The organism is Pseudomonas sp. TH21, from assembly GCF_016651025.1.
Taxonomy (GTDB): Bacteria; Pseudomonadota; Gammaproteobacteria; order Pseudomonadales; family Pseudomonadaceae; genus Aquipseudomonas; species Aquipseudomonas aylmerensis.
The window spans coordinates 881,202-899,047 of the sequence record NZ_JAEKEQ010000001.1 but is presented as its reverse complement, the minus strand read 5'-3'; the positions used below and the strand labels follow the sequence as shown (position 1 = coordinate 899,047).

The 17,846-nt window shown below is 60.7% G+C and carries 22 protein-coding genes; 11 read left to right on the top strand and 11 right to left on the bottom strand.

Annotated elements, in window-relative coordinates; translation table 11 throughout:
• Positions 1-9: 9 nt before the first annotated feature.
• Genes mlaD through JFU04_RS03915 form a run of 3 tightly spaced genes read right to left on the bottom strand, consistent with a single transcriptional unit; the run spans position 10 to position 2,083 of the window.
• Complete coding sequence (gene mlaD / locus JFU04_RS03925; RefSeq protein WP_003171814.1) at positions 10-477, bottom strand: outer membrane lipid asymmetry maintenance protein MlaD; 468 nt, start codon at positions 475-477, stop codon at positions 10-12.
• Positions 477-1,274, bottom strand: a complete 798-nt coding sequence (gene mlaE, locus JFU04_RS03920; RefSeq protein ID WP_060754952.1) for a lipid asymmetry maintenance ABC transporter permease subunit MlaE — start codon at positions 1,272-1,274, stop codon at positions 477-479. Before mlaE ends, mlaD begins: the two co-directional genes overlap by 1 nt.
• Positions 1,274-2,083, bottom strand: a complete 810-nt coding sequence (locus JFU04_RS03915; protein ID WP_201143539.1) for an ATP-binding cassette domain-containing protein — start codon at positions 2,081-2,083, stop codon at positions 1,274-1,276. Before JFU04_RS03915 ends, mlaE begins: the two co-directional genes overlap by 1 nt.
• A 311-nt stretch (positions 2,084-2,394) precedes the next feature.
• On the opposite strand from JFU04_RS03915, the gene JFU04_RS03910 reads away from it, so the two are divergent.
• From JFU04_RS03910 to JFU04_RS03865, 10 genes are all read left to right on the top strand, one after another.
• Positions 2,395-3,369 (top strand): KpsF/GutQ family sugar-phosphate isomerase, encoded by a 975-nt coding sequence (locus JFU04_RS03910; protein ID WP_065900727.1) that lies wholly within the window; start codon positions 2,395-2,397, stop codon positions 3,367-3,369.
• A complete protein-coding gene (locus JFU04_RS03905; protein ID WP_034118123.1) occupies positions 3,370-3,894 on the top strand; it encodes a KdsC family phosphatase in 525 nt (174 codons plus the stop codon).
• An 8-nt stretch (positions 3,895-3,902) separates the two neighbouring features.
• Positions 3,903-4,475, top strand: a complete 573-nt coding sequence (lptC, locus tag JFU04_RS03900) for an LPS export ABC transporter periplasmic protein LptC (RefSeq protein ID WP_065900725.1) — start codon at positions 3,903-3,905, stop codon at positions 4,473-4,475.
• Complete coding sequence (gene lptA, locus JFU04_RS03895; protein WP_106805144.1) at positions 4,462-5,037, top strand: lipopolysaccharide transport periplasmic protein LptA; 576 nt, start codon at positions 4,462-4,464, stop codon at positions 5,035-5,037. Before lptC ends, lptA begins: the two co-directional genes overlap by 14 nt.
• The gene (gene lptB / locus JFU04_RS03890; protein ID WP_016974288.1) at positions 5,037-5,762 is read left to right on the top strand and encodes an LPS export ABC transporter ATP-binding protein; all 726 of its coding nucleotides are present in this window, start codon (positions 5,037-5,039) and stop codon (positions 5,760-5,762) included. Before lptA ends, lptB begins: the two co-directional genes overlap by 1 nt.
• A gap of 198 nt (positions 5,763-5,960) precedes the next feature.
• Positions 5,961-7,454, top strand: a complete 1,494-nt coding sequence (locus tag JFU04_RS03885) for an RNA polymerase factor sigma-54 (protein ID WP_065900722.1) — start codon at positions 5,961-5,963, stop codon at positions 7,452-7,454.
• 75 nt (positions 7,455-7,529) lie between these two features.
• Positions 7,530-7,835 (top strand): ribosome hibernation-promoting factor, HPF/YfiA family, encoded by a 306-nt coding sequence (hpf, locus tag JFU04_RS03880; RefSeq protein WP_003171804.1) that lies wholly within the window; start codon positions 7,530-7,532, stop codon positions 7,833-7,835.
• Between the two features lie 10 nt (positions 7,836-7,845).
• Positions 7,846-8,310 carry a PTS IIA-like nitrogen regulatory protein PtsN gene (gene ptsN / locus JFU04_RS03875; protein ID WP_065900720.1) on the top strand — a complete coding sequence of 155 codons (465 nt, stop codon included), beginning with the start codon at positions 7,846-7,848 and terminating at the stop codon, positions 8,308-8,310.
• A gap of 2 nt (positions 8,311-8,312) precedes the next feature.
• On the top strand, positions 8,313-9,170 hold the full coding sequence (gene rapZ / locus JFU04_RS03870) for an RNase adapter RapZ (RefSeq protein WP_025856309.1): 858 nt from the start codon (positions 8,313-8,315) through the stop codon (positions 9,168-9,170).
• A gap of 16 nt (positions 9,171-9,186) precedes the next feature.
• Positions 9,187-9,459 carry an HPr family phosphocarrier protein gene (locus JFU04_RS03865; RefSeq protein WP_016974292.1) on the top strand — a complete coding sequence of 91 codons (273 nt, stop codon included), beginning with the start codon at positions 9,187-9,189 and terminating at the stop codon, positions 9,457-9,459.
• 87 nt (positions 9,460-9,546) lie between these two features.
• On the opposite strand, the gene JFU04_RS03860 is transcribed toward JFU04_RS03865, so the two are convergent.
• The 6 genes from JFU04_RS03860 to pmbA all read right to left on the bottom strand — a co-directional run bounded on the left by JFU04_RS03860 (position 9,547) and on the right by pmbA (position 14,815).
• Complete coding sequence (locus JFU04_RS03860; RefSeq protein WP_065900716.1) at positions 9,547-10,440, bottom strand: ZIP family metal transporter; 894 nt, start codon at positions 10,438-10,440, stop codon at positions 9,547-9,549.
• A gap of 34 nt (positions 10,441-10,474) precedes the next feature.
• Positions 10,475-11,086: a superoxide dismutase gene (locus JFU04_RS03855; RefSeq protein ID WP_065900714.1), complete on the bottom strand. Its 612-nt coding sequence runs from the start codon at positions 11,084-11,086 to the stop codon at positions 10,475-10,477.
• 1 nt (position 11,087) lies between these two features.
• Positions 11,088-11,531 carry a hypothetical protein gene (locus tag JFU04_RS03850; RefSeq protein ID WP_065900711.1) on the bottom strand — a complete coding sequence of 148 codons (444 nt, stop codon included), beginning with the start codon at positions 11,529-11,531 and terminating at the stop codon, positions 11,088-11,090.
• A 27-nt stretch (positions 11,532-11,558) separates the two neighbouring features.
• Positions 11,559-12,935 carry a class II fumarate hydratase gene (locus tag JFU04_RS03845; protein WP_106805146.1) on the bottom strand — a complete coding sequence of 459 codons (1,377 nt, stop codon included), beginning with the start codon at positions 12,933-12,935 and terminating at the stop codon, positions 11,559-11,561.
• Complete coding sequence (locus JFU04_RS03840; RefSeq protein WP_065900706.1) at positions 12,928-13,323, bottom strand: FagA protein; 396 nt, start codon at positions 13,321-13,323, stop codon at positions 12,928-12,930. The genes JFU04_RS03845 and JFU04_RS03840 overlap by 8 nt, the downstream gene beginning before the upstream one ends.
• Positions 13,324-13,468: 145 nt before the next feature.
• A complete protein-coding gene (pmbA, locus tag JFU04_RS03835; RefSeq protein WP_065900704.1) occupies positions 13,469-14,815 on the bottom strand; it encodes a metalloprotease PmbA in 1,347 nt (448 codons plus the stop codon).
• A 108-nt stretch (positions 14,816-14,923) separates the two neighbouring features.
• Here pmbA and yjgA point away from each other — a divergent pair, with 108 nt between their 5' ends.
• Positions 14,924-15,445 carry a ribosome biogenesis factor YjgA gene (gene yjgA / locus JFU04_RS03830; protein WP_065900703.1) on the top strand — a complete coding sequence of 174 codons (522 nt, stop codon included), beginning with the start codon at positions 14,924-14,926 and terminating at the stop codon, positions 15,443-15,445.
• Between the two features lie 45 nt (positions 15,446-15,490).
• Here the strand turns inward: yjgA and tldD are convergent, their stop codons facing one another.
• Positions 15,491-16,933: a metalloprotease TldD gene (gene tldD / locus JFU04_RS03825; RefSeq protein WP_065900701.1), complete on the bottom strand. Its 1,443-nt coding sequence runs from the start codon at positions 16,931-16,933 to the stop codon at positions 15,491-15,493.
• Positions 16,934-16,949: 16 nt separating this feature from the next.
• On the bottom strand, positions 16,950-17,798 hold the full coding sequence (locus tag JFU04_RS03820; RefSeq protein ID WP_106805147.1) for a carbon-nitrogen hydrolase family protein: 849 nt from the start codon (positions 17,796-17,798) through the stop codon (positions 16,950-16,952).
• Between the last annotated feature and the right edge of the window lie 48 nt (positions 17,799-17,846).

Genomic DNA, 17,846 nt, shown 5'->3' with positions numbered 1-17,846 from the left:
ACAGATTCCTCATTTGGCGTCTTTATTGACCGTATTGAGCAGGAATTTACCGATCAGGTCTTCAAGTACCAACGACGACTGTGTGTCGTGGATTGTCGAGCCATCCTTGAGCAAGGCTGTTTCCCCGCCCACGCTGACACCGATGTACTTCTCGCCCAGCAGACCCGCAGTGAGGATAGATGCAGTGGAGTCGGTCGGCAGATTATCTACCTTCTTGTCCAGTTGCATCGTCACTCGACCGGTGAAGCTGTCGCGATCCAGATCGATTGCCGTGACCTTGCCGATGGTGACACCGGCCATGGTCACTTTAGCTCTGACAGTCAAACCGGCGATATTGTCGAAGTACGCGTAAAGTTTATAAGTGTCGGCGGTGGGGCTCGCCGAAAGACCACTGACTCGCAGGGCCAGCAACAATAAAGCCAGGATGCCAGCCAGCAAGAAAAGGCCGACACCGATTTCCACAGTGCGGTTTTGCATCAGAAATCTCCAAACATCAAGGCGGTCAAAATGAAGTCAAGGCCCAGTACCGCCAGCGAGGCGTACACAACGGTCTTGGTGGTGGCGCGACTGATCCCTTCTGAAGTGGGCTCACAGTCGTAGCCTTGGAATACGGCGATCCAGGTCACTACAAAGGCGAAGACGATGCTTTTTATGATGCCGTTGAGCACGTCGCCGCTGAAGGTCACGCTGTTCTGCATGTTGGCCCAGTAGGAACCGTCATAGACGCCCAGCCAGTCCACCGCCACCCATGAACCGCCCCAGATACCCACCACGCTGAAGATCATCGCCAGCAATGGCAGGGAAATGAAGCCGGCCCACAGGCGCGGGGCAACAATGTACTTGAGCGGGTCCACGCCGATCATTTCCAGGCTGGACAACTGCTCGGTGGACTTCATGTTGCCGATTTCAGCCGTCAGCGCCGAACCCGCACGCCCCGCGAACAGCAGCGCGGTGACCACCGGCCCGAGTTCACGCAGCAACGTCAGGGCAACCATCTGCCCTACCGCCTGCTCCGAACCGTAGCTGGAGAGGATATTGAAGCCCTGCAGCGCCAGCACCATGCCGATGAACACACCGGAGACCACGATGATCACCAGGGACATGACGCCCACGGCATGCAGTTGCTTGACCAGCAGGCCAAAGCCGCCACCGATGCCGCCGCGGCCGAGCAAGGCGTGGAACAGGAAAATCGTCGAGCGGCCCAGGACTTCGACAATGTCGATGCCGGAGCGACCGAAAAGGCGGACCTTTTCGATAAGAGATGTCTTGCGCATCAGCGCTTCCCCAGAAGATCTAAGCGGTAATCCGCTGCCGGAAAGTGAAAAGGCACCGGGCCATCGGGATCGCCGGTCATGAATTGGCGAATGCGCGGATTGTCTGCGTTCATCAGTTCTTCTGGCGTGCCCTGGCCCAGTACCTGGCCATCGCCAACTACATAGAGGTAATCGGCAATGCTCGCGGTTTCTGCAAGGTCGTGGGACACCACGATGCTGGTGATGCCGAGGGCGTCGTTGAGCAGGCGAATCAGGCGTACCAGCACCCCCATGGCAATCGGGTCCTGGCCGACGAAGGGCTCGTCGTACATGAGGATCTGCGGATCGAGGGCAATCGCGCGCGCCAGGGCGACCCGGCGCTTCATGCCGCCGGACAGCTCGTCGGGCATCAAGTCGATGGCACCGCGAAGGCCGACGGCCTGCAGTTTCAGCAACACGATGTCACGAATCATTTCGTCAGACAGCTGCGTATGCACCCGCAGCGGAAAGGCCACGTTCTCGAACACATCGAGGTCGGTGAACAGCGCGCCGCTCTGGAACAGCACACCCATGTGCTTGCGCGCATCGAACAGATCGCTGCGCGACAGCGTCGGCAGATTCTGGCCGTTGACCCACACTTCGCCGGCGCTGGGACGCAATTGCATGCCCATCAGGCGCAATAGGGTGGTCTTGCCGCAACCGGAAGGCCCCATGATGCCCGTGACCTTGCCGCGGGGAATGCGAATATCGACGTTCTCAAAGATGCTGCGCGTCCCGCGCTTGAAGGTCAGTCCCTTCAGCTCGACCGCGTAGGCGTTATCGGCACTCATCTAAACTCCTTGGGATGCAGCCTCTCACTCAGACACCACGCTTGCGACAAACGTTTGCAACGATTGCGCAATTGATAGCCACATGGGCTGGGCGGACCGAACTGGCGGCGAACTATATCACTGCTGGTACAACGCGCCCAAGGCCGGAACTGCGCTTGTTCAGATTGGGGACAGCGAAAAAACGTTGCCGGCTGTGTTACTGAAGAAGGAATCTCAGGCATCAGGTGAATAAAGCCTGACGAACTTGCGTGAGGGAATCGATCATTACCGTTATAATCGCCGACTTTTCGTCAGGCTATACGATTTCAGACATGAGCCAATCCAGCGACCTTATTCAATCCGCACAACGCACCATCCGCCTAGAGCTTGAAGCCGTGGAAGGCTTGCTGGCGCATATCGACGCGGATTTCGTACGCGCTTGCGAGATGATTCTGGCCAGCAAGGGCCGCGTTGTCGTGGTCGGCATGGGCAAATCGGGTCACGTCGGCAACAAGATCGCCGCGACCCTGGCCAGCACCGGGACCACCGCATTTTTCGTGCACCCGGCCGAAGCCAGCCACGGCGACATGGGCATGATCACCAAGGATGACATCATCCTGGCACTGTCCAACTCCGGCACCACCAACGAAATCGTGACCCTGCTGCCGCTGATCAAGCGCCTGGGCATCCAGATGATCAGCATCACCGGCAACCCGGAGTCGACGCTGGCCAAGGCCGCCGAAGTGAACCTCAATGTTCACGTGGCCCATGAAGCCTGCCCGCTGAACCTGGCGCCGACCTCCTCCACCACCGCAGCCCTGGTGATGGGCGATGCGCTCGCCGTGGCATTGCTCGAAGCACGTGGTTTTACCGCGGAAGACTTCGCTTTTTCCCACCCAGGCGGCGCCCTGGGCCGGCGCCTGCTGCTCAAAGTGGAAAACGTCATGCATTCGGGCGATGAATTGCCCCACGTCCCGCGCGGCACTCTGCTGAAGGACGCGCTGATGGAAATGACCCGCAAGGGCCTGGGCATGACGGTCATCCTGGAAGCCGACGGGCGCCTGGCCGGGGTCTTCACCGACGGCGACCTGCGCCGCACCCTCGACCGCACCATCGACATTCATACAGCGACCATCGATGCCGTGATGACGCCCCATGGCAAGACCGCGCGCCCGGACATGCTGGCCGCCGAAGCCCTGAAGATCATGGAAGACCACAAGATTGGCGCACTGGTGGTGGTCAATGCCGACGACCGCCCGATCGGCGCCCTGAACATGCACGACTTGCTGCGTGCAGGAGTGATGTAAATGACCAGCGACCTGTTGCAACGCGGCAAAAACATCAAGCTGGCGATTTTCGACGTTGACGGCGTGCTGACCGATGGCCGCCTGTACTTCCTCGAAGACGGCAGCGAATTCAAGACGTTCAACACCCTCGACGGCCAAGGCATCAAGATGCTGATGGCAGCGGGCGTGCAAACCGCGATTATCAGCGGCAGAAAGACTCCCGTTGTGGAACGCCGCGCACAAAACCTGGGGATTCCTCACCTGTATCAGGGCCGCGAGGATAAACTGGTGGTCCTGGACGAGCTTCTTGGCCAACTCAACCTAAGCTATGAGCAGGTCGCCTACTTGGGCGATGACCTGCCTGACCTGCCGGTCATTCGCCGAGTGGGCCTGGGCATGGCCGTCGCCAATGCGGCGGCCTTTGTCCGCGAGCACGCCCATGGCATCACCACCGCGCGTGGTGGCGAAGGTGCCGCCCGCGAGTTCTGCGAGCTGATCCTGCGTGCCCAGGGCAGCCTTGAAGCGGCCCACGCCGCCTACTTATAGAGCGTTTTATGCTGAGTAAAAAGATTCGCAACTTCCTGCTATTCGGGGTCATCGCCGCGCTGTTCCTGGCGGTGGGCTACTGGAATATCAGCCCGGAGCGCTTTCTCGACCAGCCTGCTGCGCAGGTCGACGAAGGGGCTATCGACTACTACGCCATCAATGCCAAGAGCGTGCAGTTCCTGCCCGATGGCAAGGTGCAGTACGAGATGACGTCGGACAAGGTCGAGCATTTGAAGGCCACCGAAGTGACCCTGCTGACCAACCCGGACATGAACATCTACCGTGGCACCGAGTTTCCATGGCACGTCACCAGCAAGCGTGGCGAGGTCAACCCGGACGGCACCCAGGTAGAACTGATCGACTCGGTACGTGTTGCACGCACCGATGCGAAAAACCGCGACACCGTGATTACCAGCAGTCGCATGACCGTATTCCCGCAGAAGCAATATGCGCAGACCGAGCAAGACGTTAGAATCGACGGCGCTGGCGGTGTATCGACTGGCAAGGGAATGAAAGCGTATTTGAAAGAAAGCAGGATACACCTGCTATCGAACGTAAGAGGACAGTATGAGGCTCGTTAAAACTCTCCCTATTTTGCTCGGTCTGGGCGCAGCACTGGGAAGCGTGAGCGCCTGGGCTCTGCCGAACGATAGCCAGCAACCGATCCACATCTCGGCCGACGATGCGCAGCTGGATGACAAGCAAGGCGTCGCCACTTACACCGGCGGCGTGATCATCACCCAAGGCTCGATGAAGATCACCGGCAACACGGTGACCCTGACTCGCACCCAATCCGGCGACATAGACGTGGTGACGTCAGTGGGCAACCTGGCCTACTTCGAACAGAAGCAGTCCGCGACCGATACCGGCCCGATGAAAGGCTATGGCAAGACCATCCAGTATCACGCCCAGCAGAATCGCATCGTGCTGATCGACCAGGCCAAGGTGCTCAGCCCTGACGGCAACTCCACGGAAGGTGAAAAAATCACCTATGACACCGTGAAGCAGGTCGCCAACGCCGGCCGCGCCACTGGCAGCAAGCTCAGCGCACCGCGTCCACGCATCGACATGGTTATCCAGCCGAAGAAGAAAGACGGTGCTGCCCAGCCTGCGCCTAAACCCGATGCGAAGAAGGCGAACTAATGGCAACCCTGAAAGCCCAGCATCTGGCCAAGGCTTATAAAAGCCGCCAGGTCGTGCGCGACGTCAGCCTGTCGATCGACAGCGGCCAGATCGTCGGCTTGCTCGGCCCCAACGGCGCCGGCAAGACCACCTGCTTCTACATGATCGTCGGCCTGGTCCAGGCGGACCAGGGTCGCGTCCTGATCGACGACCTCGACGTCAGCCACCAGCCGATGCACGGCCGCGCCCGCGCGGGCATCGGCTATCTTCCGCAAGAAGCGTCGATCTTCCGCAAGCTGTCGGTTTCCGACAACATCATGGCGATCCTCGAGACCCGCAAGGAACTCGACCGTGACGGCCGTCGCAAGGAGCTGGAAAGCCTGCTGCAGGAATTCCATATCAACCACATCCGCGACAACCTCGGCATGAGCCTGTCCGGTGGTGAGCGTCGCCGCGTGGAAATCGCCCGGGCGCTGGCCACTGCACCCAAGTTCATCCTGCTGGACGAACCGTTTGCCGGTGTCGACCCGATCTCGGTGGGTGATATCAAGCAGATCATCCACCACCTCAAGGCCAAGGGCATTGGCGTATTGATCACTGACCACAACGTCCGTGAGACCCTCGATATCTGCGAAACCGCGTATATCGTCAACGATGGCCAGCTGATCGCCGAAGGCGACTCCGCCACTATCCTGGCCAACGAACTGGTCAAGGAAGTGTACCTGGGTCACGAGTTCCGCCTGTAAGCCTGCCTGTTTGAAAAAGGCGGTGGCAGGCCGTTCGCCAAGGTGCGCGGGAGTCAATGAAAACCTCCGGATTTTTATTGTTACCGCGCTCTAGGCAAAGCCCCCGATATCAGGCATATAATTTGCTTATGTTTGGCGCTCACGCGCCCTGTCGTGGATGGCGCATTGCGCCGGCGAATAAGGTGTTAAGCCCCTGCCATGAAACCATCGCTAGTCCTGAGAATGGGCCAGCAGCTGACGATGACACCGCAGCTGCAACAGGCCATCCGCCTGCTCCAATTGTCGACCCTGGACCTGCAACAGGAAATCCAGGAGGCCCTGGAGTCCAATCCGATGCTCGAACGCCAGGAAGAAGGCGACGACTTCGATAATGCAGACCCGCTGGCCGACAACATCGAGCAAAAACCCAATTCCGACGTGCAGGAACCCTCCTACCAGGAAACCGCCCCAACGGTGGATAACCTCGAGGAAGGCGACTGGAACGAACGCATCCCCAACGAACTTCCCGTGGACACCGCCTGGGAAGACGTCTACCAGACCAGCGCCAGCAGCCTGCCCAGCAACGACGATGACGAATGGGACTTCACCACGCGCACCTCAGCCGGCGAGAGCCTGCAGAGCCATCTGCTGTGGCAACTGAACCTGGCGCCGATGTCGGACACCGATCGCCTGATCGCCGTGACCCTGATCGACTGCATCAATAACCAGGGTTATCTGGACGAAACGCTCGAAGAGATCCTCGAAGCCTTCGATCCGGAGCTGGATATCGAGCTGGACGAGATTGAAGCCGTCCTGCACCGCATCCAGCAGTTCGAGCCCGCCGGCATTGGCGCGCGCACCCTCAGTGAATGCCTGTTGCTGCAACTGCGCCAACTGCCAGCCAAGACCCCTTGGCTGGTCGAGGCCCAGCGCCTGGTGACCGACTATATCGACTTGCTCGGCAGCCGTGACTACAGCCAGCTGATGCGCCGCATGAAGCTCAAGGAAGACGACCTGCGCCAGGTCATCGAACTGGTGCAGAGCCTCAACCCGCGTCCGGGCTCGCAGATCGAGTCCAGCGAAGCCGAATACGTGGTGCCTGACGTGATCGTGCGCAAGGACAACGAGCGCTGGCTGGTGGAGCTGAACCAGGAATCCGTGCCACGCCTGCGGGTCAACCCGCAATATGCCGGTTTTGTGCGCCGCGCCGACACCAGCGCCGACAACACCTTCATGCGCAACCAATTGCAGGAAGCGCGCTGGTTCATCAAGAGCCTGCAAAGCCGCAACGAAACCCTGATGAAAGTCGCCACCCAGATCGTCGAGCATCAGCGCGGCTTCCTGGAATATGGCGACGAAGCAATGAAACCGCTGGTCCTGCACGACATCGCCGAGGCGGTGGGCATGCACGAATCGACGATCTCGCGGGTGACCACGCAAAAATTCATGCATACCCCACGCGGTATATATGAGCTGAAATACTTTTTCTCCAGCCATGTCAGCACCTCTGAAGGCGGCGAATGCTCGTCCACGGCGATTCGCGCGATCATCAAAAAACTGGTTGCCGCGGAAAATCAGAAAAAGCCGTTGAGTGACAGCAAGATCGCTGGTTTACTGGAGGCACAAGGCATTCAGGTCGCCCGTCGAACCGTCGCCAAGTACCGCGAATCCCTTGGGATCGCGCCTTCCAGCGAGCGAAAGCGTTTGATGTGACGGGCGGGCCAAAGCGTTCCAGTGGCAGGCACCCCGGCCTGCCGCTTTATGCACTGGCAACGAAGGAGAAGCTGTATGCAAGTCAACATCAGTGGACACCAGCTGGAAGTCACCAAGCCCCTGCGTGAGTACACCGAGAGCAAGTTGAACAAACTTGCGGGGCATTTTGACAAGATCACCAACGTGCAGGTCATCATGGAGGTCGATAAGCTCAAGCAGAAAATCGAGGCCACCCTGCACGTACCGAATGCCAAGCTCGTCGCCAATGCGGAACATGAGGACATGTACGCGGCGATCGACTCGCTCTACGACAAGCTGGACCGCCAACTCATAAAGCATAAGGAAAAGAATCTGCACCTGATGCAAGGTACAGGTCGTTAACTCTCCCCCCATGATCCGACTTGAAACCATCCTGACCCCCGGCCGTTCCCTCGTGAACGTGCCGGGCGGCAGCAAAAAGAAAGCCCTCGAAGAAATTGCCAAACTGATCCATGGCCAAGTGCCTGAATTGGATGAGCAAGTTGTCTATGAGTCGCTGATCGCCCGTGAAAAACTGGGTTCGACCGGTTTTGGTAACGGCATCGCCATTCCACACTGCCGCCTGCAAGGCTGTGAAACACCTGTCAGCGCCTTGCTGCACATGGAAAAACCTATCGATTTCGACGCCATCGACGGCGCCCCGGTCGACCTGCTGTTTGTACTGCTGGTCCCACAGGCTGCCACCGATGCGCACCTGGAGCTGCTTCGGCAGATCGCCAGCATGCTCGACCGCAAGGAAGTACGCGACAAACTGCGCAGCGCTGCCACCAGTGAGGCGCTCTATCAGGTTGTCCTGGATGAACAAAACGGGCAGTAATCATGCGTTTGATCATCGTCAGCGGCCGCTCCGGCTCGGGTAAAAGCACCGCCCTCAATGTTCTTGAGGACAACGGTTTCTATTGCATCGACAACCTGCCCGCCGGCCTGCTGCCGGAATTGGCGGAACGTGCGTTGATCCACACCGAACTGGCGCAACCCCTGGTCGCTGTTTCGATTGACGCCCGCAACCTGCCCAGCCACCTTGAGCGCTTTCCGCAATTGCTCGAGGAAGTGCGCGCCAAACACATTCATTGCGATGTGCTGTACCTGGACGCCGACGAAGAGACGCTGCTCAAGCGCTTCTCCGAAACCCGCCGACGCCACCCGCTCAGCAGCCCTCATCGCTCGCTGGCTGAAGCCATCGAAGATGAGACCACGTTGCTGGGGCCGATCATCGACCTCGCCGACCTCAAGATCAACACCACCAGCCTCAACCTGTACCAGCTGCGCGATGCCATCAAGCTGCGCCTGCTGAATCAGCCGGAGCCTGGCACCGCATTTCTCGTGGAGTCTTTTGGCTTCAAGCGGGGCATGCCGGTGGACGCTGACCTGGTGTTCGATGTGCGTTGCCTGCCCAACCCCTACTGGAAACCGGAACTGCGTGATCAGTCCGGGCTGGATCAGCCGGTGGCCGATTACCTGGCAGCGCAGCCGGATGTGGAGGAGATGTTCCAGGACATCTCCAGCTACCTGCTCAAATGGCTGCCGCGCTTTGCCGCGAGCAACCGCGCCTATGTCACCATCGCCATCGGCTGCACCGGCGGCCACCACCGCTCCGTCTACCTGACCGAGCGCCTGGGCCAGGTGCTGCAACAAACCCTCAAGAACGTCCAGGTCCGCCACCGCGACCTTAGCTGAAAGGAACACCCCCGCGATGCCCGCTCTGGAAATTGAAATCATCAACAAGCTGGGCCTGCACGCCCGCGCCTCGGCCAAATTCGTCGGTGTTGCCGGGCAGTTTCCCTGTCAGATCCGCGCCGGGCGCACCCCGGAATCCATGGTCGACGGCAAGAGCATCATGGCCATGATGATGCTGGCTGCCGGCAAGGGCACCAAGATTCATCTGAAGACCGAAGGTGAGCAGGAAGACGAAGCAATGGCCGCACTGGTGGCATTGATCAATAACTTCTTCGACGAAGGCGAATAACCTTCCGTAGGAGCCCGGCTTGCCGGCGATAGCGTCCTTCAAGACCGCGACCGAGCGCCGGCGAGCCAGCTCTTAACAGGGAGCGGTTTACCCCAGGGCTGTATCCATCACCATCATCAAGCAGAACCCGATGCACAACCCCAGGCTGGCGAGCTTCTCATGACCATTGCGCCGCGACTCCGGGATCACTTCGTGGGTCACCACCAACAGCATCGCGCCAGCAGCCAGGGCCAGGCCCAACGGCAACAGCACCTCGGCCAGGCTCACCAGCCATGCGCAAAGCACTGCAAAAACCGGCTCCACCAAGCCTGACGCGGCTCCGATCAGGAAGGCCTTGACCCGCGACATCCCGGCCCCGGCCAATACCAGCGCAATCACCAGCCCTTCGGGCACGTCCTGCAAGGCAATGCCCATGGCCAAGCTGTCGGCGTCCGGCATGCCGCCGCCGGCGGAAACGCCCACCGCCATGCCTTCCGGAATGTTGTGGGCAATAATGGCAAACACGAACAGCCAGATGCGCGGCGGGATCACCGGGTTGTCCGGCGTGCCCACCAACATTTCCGGGCTTGCGCCGGAGACCTTGCGGTCAACCAGATACAACCCGAATGCACCCAGCATGATGCCGAAGCTGATCAAGCCACTGGCGCCCCAGGGCGAGAGCCCGAGGCCTTCAGCCGCGGCAATGCCCGGCACGATCAGCGAAAACGCCGTCGCCGCCAGCATTACCCCGGCGCCAAAGCCCAGCAATGTATCGCTCAACGCCACCGGCATGCGCCGAATCACCAACACCGGCACCGCGCCGAGTGCCGTGCCGAGTGCACAGATTGACCCGCCCTGCAGGGCGCGCAAGATACGCGGCTCCAGGTCCAGCCAGGCCAGCCCATGGGCCACCAACAATGCAGTACCTGCCAATAGCAGCAGCGAGCCAAACGCATAACGAAACATTCGTCCGCTGCTGATCGCCAGTGTTTGCGTGCCCATAGTCGGCCTTAGATCGGGTTATGAAGGGTGAAGATCAGGCCAGGGCGGCCTGATAGCGCGCGGCAACTTCCGGCCAGTTAATAACACTGTAGAAGGCATTGATGTATTCCGGGCGACGGTTCTGGTACAGCAGGTAGTAAGCGTGTTCCCAGACGTCCAGGCCCAGGATCGGCGTATTGCCGTTCATCAGCGGGCTGTCCTGGTTACCACTGCTTTCCACCACCAGGGTCTTTTGCGGTGTCACGCTCAGCCAGGCCCAGCCACTGCCGAAACGCGTCAACGCGGCTTTGGTGAACGCCTCCTTGAAGCTGTCGAAACCGCCCAGTTGCTCGTCGATGGCCTTGCCCAGCGCACCTTCTGGCTTGCCGCCACCCTTGGGCGACATCACCGCCCAGAACAACGAGTGGTTGGCGTGGCCACCGCCTTGGTTGATGACCGCCGCACGCAGTTTTTCCGGCAGTTGTTGCACGCTGGAGACCAGTTTCTCTACCGGCCAGCCGGCGAACTCAGTGCCCTCGACCGCAGCATTGAGGTTATTGATGTAGGTCTGGTGGTGCTTGGTGTAGTGAATCTCCATGGTTTGCGCATCGATATGCGGTTCCAGGGCATCGTAGGCGTAAGGCAAGGCAGGCAAGGTGTAGGACATTTCAATGTGCTCCGTAATAAGGACTATTGCGAGTCGACGCATCCGAGGGCGCCGCCGTGCTGCCCAGCAGCCGATGAGTACGCGGGTACTCGCCGTGGTCGCTGATGAAATTCAACAGCTCGACGTAGGTCTTGCTGCTCTGGCGCAGGGCCGCTTCACGCAATTGCGGGCTCAGGCGCGGGTCCTGCATGGTCTGCAAGAGGCGCTGGTGGATGGCGCAAAGGTATTCGGCGCTCTCCTCCGGCTGGTTCAGGCGCAGGTGCAGGTCCGCCAGGTTGTGATGGGAAATGACGCAAGCCGCCACCGCTTCGTCGGCATCCGCCCAGCGTTCGAACAACACCTGAGCCAGGGCCAGGGCCTGTAGATAGGCCTCGCGAGCGTCTACCAGCTCGCCCTGCATAAAGCAGCGATTGGCCCGTTCGATCGTGCGTTTCCAATGCTCCATGGTGAGCCTCCAAAGCAGTGTCGGTGATTACACGCCGCCGGCCGTGAGCTTTTCCGGGTCCAGCAGGACCTCCAGTTGGCTGCGCGGCAAGTCGGTGTGCTCGAGGGCGACATCAATCACCGGGCGGCCTTGCTGATAGGCCTTCTTGGCGATTTCAGCGGCCTTTTGGTAACCAATGATCGGGTTGAGTGCGGTGACCAGGATCGGGTTGCGCGAGAGCGCTTCCTTGAGCTTGGCCTCGTTGACCTTGAAGCTGGCGATGGCCTTGTCCGCCAACAGGCGACTGGAATTGGCCAGCAGTTCCAGGCTGCCGAGCAGGTTCTGCGCGATGATCGGCAACATCACATTCAGCTCGAAATTGCCCGACTGGCCGGCGATGGTGATCACACTGTCGTTGCCGATCACCTGCGCGGCGACCATCGCAGTCGCTTCCGGGATCACCGGATTGACCTTGCCGGGCATGATCGACGACCCAGGCTGCAGGCCCTCCAGTTCGATTTCACCGAGGCCGGCGAGCGGGCCGGAGTTCATCCAGCGCAGGTCATTGGCGATTTTCATCAGCGAGACGGCAACGGCTTTCAACTGGCCCGAGACGGCGACGGCGGTGTCCTGGGAGCCAATCAACGCGAACAGGTTCTTGCCCGGGGTGAACTTCACGCCGGTCAGGCTGCTCAGTTGCTGGCTGAAGCGTGCAGCAAATTCCGGGTGCGCATTGATCCCCGTGCCCACCGCCGTACCACCCTGGGCCAGGGCCTGCAGGCTGGGCAGCAGGTCCTGCAAATGACCGATATTGGCCTTGAGCTGCTGCGCCCAACCATTGAGCACCTGGCTCATGCGCACGGGCATGGCGTCCATCAGGTGAGTACGGCCGGTCTTGATGAACGGATGGACTTCTTCGGCCTTCTGCTCGATCACCTGTACCAGGTGCAGCAGTGCCGGCAATGTTTGCTCGTGCAGCACCAGCGCGGCGCTGACGTGGATCGTGGTCGGGATGATGTCGTTGCTGCTTTGCCCGCAGTTGACGTGATCATTGGGATTGACCGCTTCGCCGAGCAAACGGCTGGCGAGGGTCGCGATCACTTCGTTGGCGTTCATGTTGGAGCTGGTGCCGGAACCGGTCTGGAAGATGTCCACCGGGAAGTGCTGCATGAAATCGCCTTCGAGCAAGCCCTGGGCGGCATCGACGATGGCTTTGCCCTGTCCTTCGCTGATTTGCTTGAGGTCGACGTTGACCTTGGCGGCCGCCGTCTTGGCCAGGATCAGGGCGCGGATGAACTGCGCCGGCATACGCTGATGGCTGATCGGAAAGTTGTTCACCGCGCGCTGGGTTTGCGCACCGTACAAGGCCTCGGCCGGTACCTGCAGTTCGCCCATGCTGTCGCGTTCGATACGGGTGTTACTCATCGTTAGATCCTTGCACCAGGTCGGAGTGAGAAATAGACGGCAGCAATTCGCAGGTCGCCAATTGCCAGGCAAAGGTCTGCCAGCGCTTGAGGCGGCAGGCACAGCGGGAGAGTTTTTCCAGGTCGCGCAGCGGGCGCCAGGCCTGGTCCAGGCACAGGGATCGCCAGTGCCAGGGCAAGGCGATATCGCTGGCGGTGTCGATCAGCAGCCGGAATGACGTTTCAGCGATCGTCCACGGATGGGTGGCCGTGCAACACGCCAGGTATCGCCCTTCATTGAGGTAATGTTCGATCAGGCGAGGTTCATTCGGATCCAGGCCACAGCGAATCTGACGACTCATCCAGCGCCAGCTCTCCAGGTACGGATCCTCATGCAGGACAGAACTCATGATCGACACTCATTCGGTAATGATATTTATTATTAAATGATATTGAGAATCAACGCAATGGCGGCGGAGTAATCCACCTGTCAGGCAGGCATAAAAAAAGCGCGCTATCCGTGGGATAACGCGCTTTGGTTGAACCTCGCTACGGTCAGCTGCCGGCGACGGTCATCCGTTCGATCAATACCGAACCCGTGCGAATGTTGCTGCGCAGTTCCAGGTCATTGCCGACCGCAACGATCTGCTTGAACATGTCGCGCATATTGCCGGCAATGGTGACTTCCTGGACGGCAAATTGAATCTCGCCGTTTTCAACCCAGAACCCCGCCGCACCGCGCGAATAATCCCCAGTGACCATGTTCAGGCCCTGGCCCATTAACTCGGTCACCAGCAGGCCACGGCCCATGCGCCGCAACAACGCCGCTTGGTCTTCGTCGCCGTGGGTGACAAACAGGTTGTGTACGCCACCGGAGTTTGCAGTGCTCGGCAGGCCGAGCTTGCGGCCCGAGTAGGTGCCCAACACGTAGGACACCAATTCACCTTTCTCGACGAACGGCTTGGCATAAGTCGCCAGGCCATCGCCGTCGAACGCCGAACTGCCCATGGCCCGCATCAGGTGCGGACGTTCGTCGATGGTCAGCCACTCCGGAAACAGCTGCTGGCCGATCGCACCTTCCAGGAACGATGATTTACGGTACAGGTTGCCACCGGAAATCGCCCCCAGGAAACTGCCGAACAAGCCGCCGGCCAACTCCGCGGAAAACAGCACTGGCACTTCGCACGTCGGCACCGGGCGCGCGCCCAGGCGGCTCGCGGCACGTTGTGCAGCGCGCTGGCCAATACTGGCAGGGTCCGCCAACAAATCGCCCTGGCGGTTCACGTCGTACCAGTAGTCACGCTGCATCTGGCCATTGGCCTCGGCGATCATCACGCAGCTCAAGCTGTGTCGAGTGGATGCATAACCGCCGATAAAACCATGGCTGTTGCCATACACGCGGCAGCCCTGATGGGTGCTCAACGTGGTGCCATCAGCGTTCTTGATGCGGGCATCAGCGTCGAACGCCGCCGCTTCGCAGGTCAGTGCCTGCTCGATGGCTTGCTCGGGGGTGATGTCCCAGGCATGGAACAGATCGAAGTCCTTCAGGTCCTTGGCCATCAGCGCTTTATCGGCCAGGCCCGAGCTTTCATCCTCGGAGGTGTGCTTGGCGATTGCCAAGGCGGCGGCCACGGTTTCGCGAATCGCCTCCGGGCCACTCGCCGAAGTGCTGGCCGAACCCTTGCGCTGGCCCACGTACAAGGTGATGCCAAAGCCCTGGTCACGGTTGAATTCGACGGTTTCGACTTCCCGCTGGCGTACCGACGTCGACAGCCCCTGCTCCAGCGACACCGCAACTTCACAGGCGCTGGCCCCCTGGCGCTTGGCCTCGGCAAGGATCTGCTCGACTTGTTCCTGCAGTGCCGGTAACGCTTGCGGACCGACGCTTTGGGCTGCACTCATGGTTTTCTCCACTCAAATTCTGCTTTCGGTTAAGGCCATCGAGCGACCGGGCCGGACAAGCGGCCCCCGACTGGTTATCATGGCGGCGTTTCTTTGCGGACTGCCACCATGGTTGATTCTTACGACGACTCCCTCGATGGGGAGAAAAGCAAATCCCAGGTCAAACGTGAGCTGCATGCTCTGGTTGACCTCGGCGAGCGCCTTACAACGCTCAAGCCGGACTTGATTGCAAAACTGCCACTGACCGACGAAATGCGCCGGGCCCTGGCGGATGCGCCCAAGCACACCGCGAATATCGCGCGTAAACGGCACATCTCGTTTATCGGCAAACTGATGCGCGACCAGGACACTGACGCCATTCTGACCTTGCTCGATCAACTCGATGCCTCCACTCGCCAGTACAACGAACGTTTCCATAACCTGGAACGTTGGCGTGACCGCCTGATCTCGGGCGATGACGCAGTACTGGAGAAATTTGTAGTGGATTATCCGGACGCGGACCGCCAGCAACTGCGCTCCCTGATTCGTCAGGCCCAGCACGAACTGGCGCAAAACAAGGCTCCGGCCACCAGCCGTAAAATCTTCAAGTACATCCGTGAGCTGGACGAGACTCAACGCGGCCTGCGTTGATCCTCTTCCCCGGGTGGCGACCTTCGCCACCCGGCGCTCCACGGCTTACGACCCCGTGCCACCCACGGTGATCGCATCAATCTTCAGCGTTGGCTGGCCGACACCCACCGGCACCGACTGCCCATCTTTCCCGCACGTGCCCACGCCGCTGTCCAGCGCCAGGTCGTTGCCGACCATCGACACCTTGCTCATGGCTTCCGGGCCGTTGCCAATCAACGTTGCCCCCTTGACCGGCGCGGTAATCTTGCCGTCTTCGATCAGGTACGCCTCGCTGGTGGAGAACACGAACTTGCCACTGGTGATATCCACCTGGCCGCCACCGAGGTTGGCGCAGTAGATACCGCGTTTCACCGAGGCGATGATTTCCGCCGGATCGCTTTCGCCACCGAGCATGTAGGTGTTGGTCATGCGCGGCATTGGCAGGTGCGCATAGGACTCGCGACGGCCGTTACCGGTGCGCGCCACGCCCATCAGGCGGGCGTTGAGCTTGTCTTGCATGTAGCCCTTGAGCACGCCGTTTTCGATCAGGGTGGTGCACTCGGTCGGAGTGCCTTCGTCGTCGACACTCAGCGAGCCACGGCGACCGGCCAGGGTGCCGTCATCGACGATCGTGCACAGCTTGGACGCGACCATCTCGCCCATGCGCCCGCTGTAGGCGGAGCTGCCCTTGCGGTTGAAGTCGCCTTCCAGGCCATGGCCGACCGCTTCGTGCAGCAACACACCGGACCAGCCCGACCCCAGCACCACCGGCAACGTGCCGGCCGGCGCCGGAATCGCCTCCAGATTAACCAGCGCCTGGCGCAGCGCCTCACGGGCATACCCCATGGCGCGGTCATCGGTGAGGAAATATCGATAGTCGGTACGCCCGCCGCCGCCATGGCCGCCGCGCTCGCGACGGCCGTTCTGCTCGACGATCACACTGACATTGAACCGCACCAGCGGGCGCACATCCGCCGCCAGGCCGCCGTCGGTGGAGGCCACCAGGATGCGCTCCCACACACCGGCCATGCTCACGGTGACTTGCTGGATACGCGGGTCGAGGGCGCGGGTGGCCGCATCGATACGCTTGAGCAAATCGACTTTTTCCGCGCGGCTGATCACTTCCAGGGGGTTATCCGGCGCATACAATTGCGCCACATCCTGGGTGCTGAACGCCTGCACCGTGCCGTTCTGGCCGGCGCGGGAAATCGAACGCGCAGCACGCGCAGCCAGGCCGAGGGCCTCCAGGGTGATTGCGTTGCTGTAGGCGAAGCCGGTTTTCTCACCGGACTGCGCACGCACGCCCACGCCTTGGTCGAGGTTGAAACTGCCTTCCTTGACGATGCCATCTTCCAGCGCCCAGGACTCGGAAATCTGCCCCTGGAAATACAGGTCGGCGGCGTCGATGCCGGGTCCGGCCAGATCGCCGAGCACGGTTTGCAGACTTTCGATGGTCACGCCACCGGGTGCCAGGAGGTGTTCACTGACTGAGGACAACAACTCGCTCATAGGTTTGGCCTTAAATTCATCGTTCTGAAGCAGGTCGCTGCGCGCCCTGCGAGAAAAAGCGCCGATGGTTGACCACCGGCATGCGCGCCCGTATCGACGCCTGTTCACTGCTGTCGCGTGCGGCCAGCAACACCGCTTCGCCTTGATCCTGTTGTGTCAGCACACGCCCCCACGGGTCGACGATCGCCGCGTGGCCGTAAGTTTCCCGAGGGCCCGGATGCACGCCCCCCTGGGCTGCCGCCAGCAAGTAGCACTGGGTCTCGATGGCGCGTGCGCGAATCAGCACGTCCCAGTGCGCGGCGCCGGTCACTGCGGTGAAGGCCGAGGGCGCCGTAATCAATTCAGCCCCCGCCGCACGCAACTCGCTGTACAACTCCGGGAAGCGCAGGTCGTAGCACACAGTCAGGCCCAACCGGCCCACCGGCGTATCCGCCACCACCACGTTGCCACCGAAAGCATAGTCGTCGGATTCGCGATAACGACCCCGGGCATCCGCCACATCCACATCGAACAGGTGCAACTTGTCGTAGCGGGCAACGATCTCGCCCTGATCATCGATCAGCAGCGAGCAGGCATTGACCTTGGCATCCGGATGGTCCCTGGGCGGCAACGGTACAGTGCCGGCCACTATCCATAAGGTGAGGTCGCGGGCGGTCTGTTTCAACCATGGCAGGATCGGGCCTTCACCCAATGCCTCGGCGCGACCGATAGCGGCCACGTCGCGGCGGCCCATGGCGGCAAAGTTTTCCGGCAGTACCGCCAGCTTCGCACCGCCTGCCGCCGCTTGCTCCAGCAAACGCCGGGCCTGGGCGAGATTGGCCAGCACATCACTCTGGCTGACCATTTGAATTACCGCAAAGGACATGGGCCGCTACTCCATAGAAGGCATGCGGCCATGCTACTCCACAGGCTC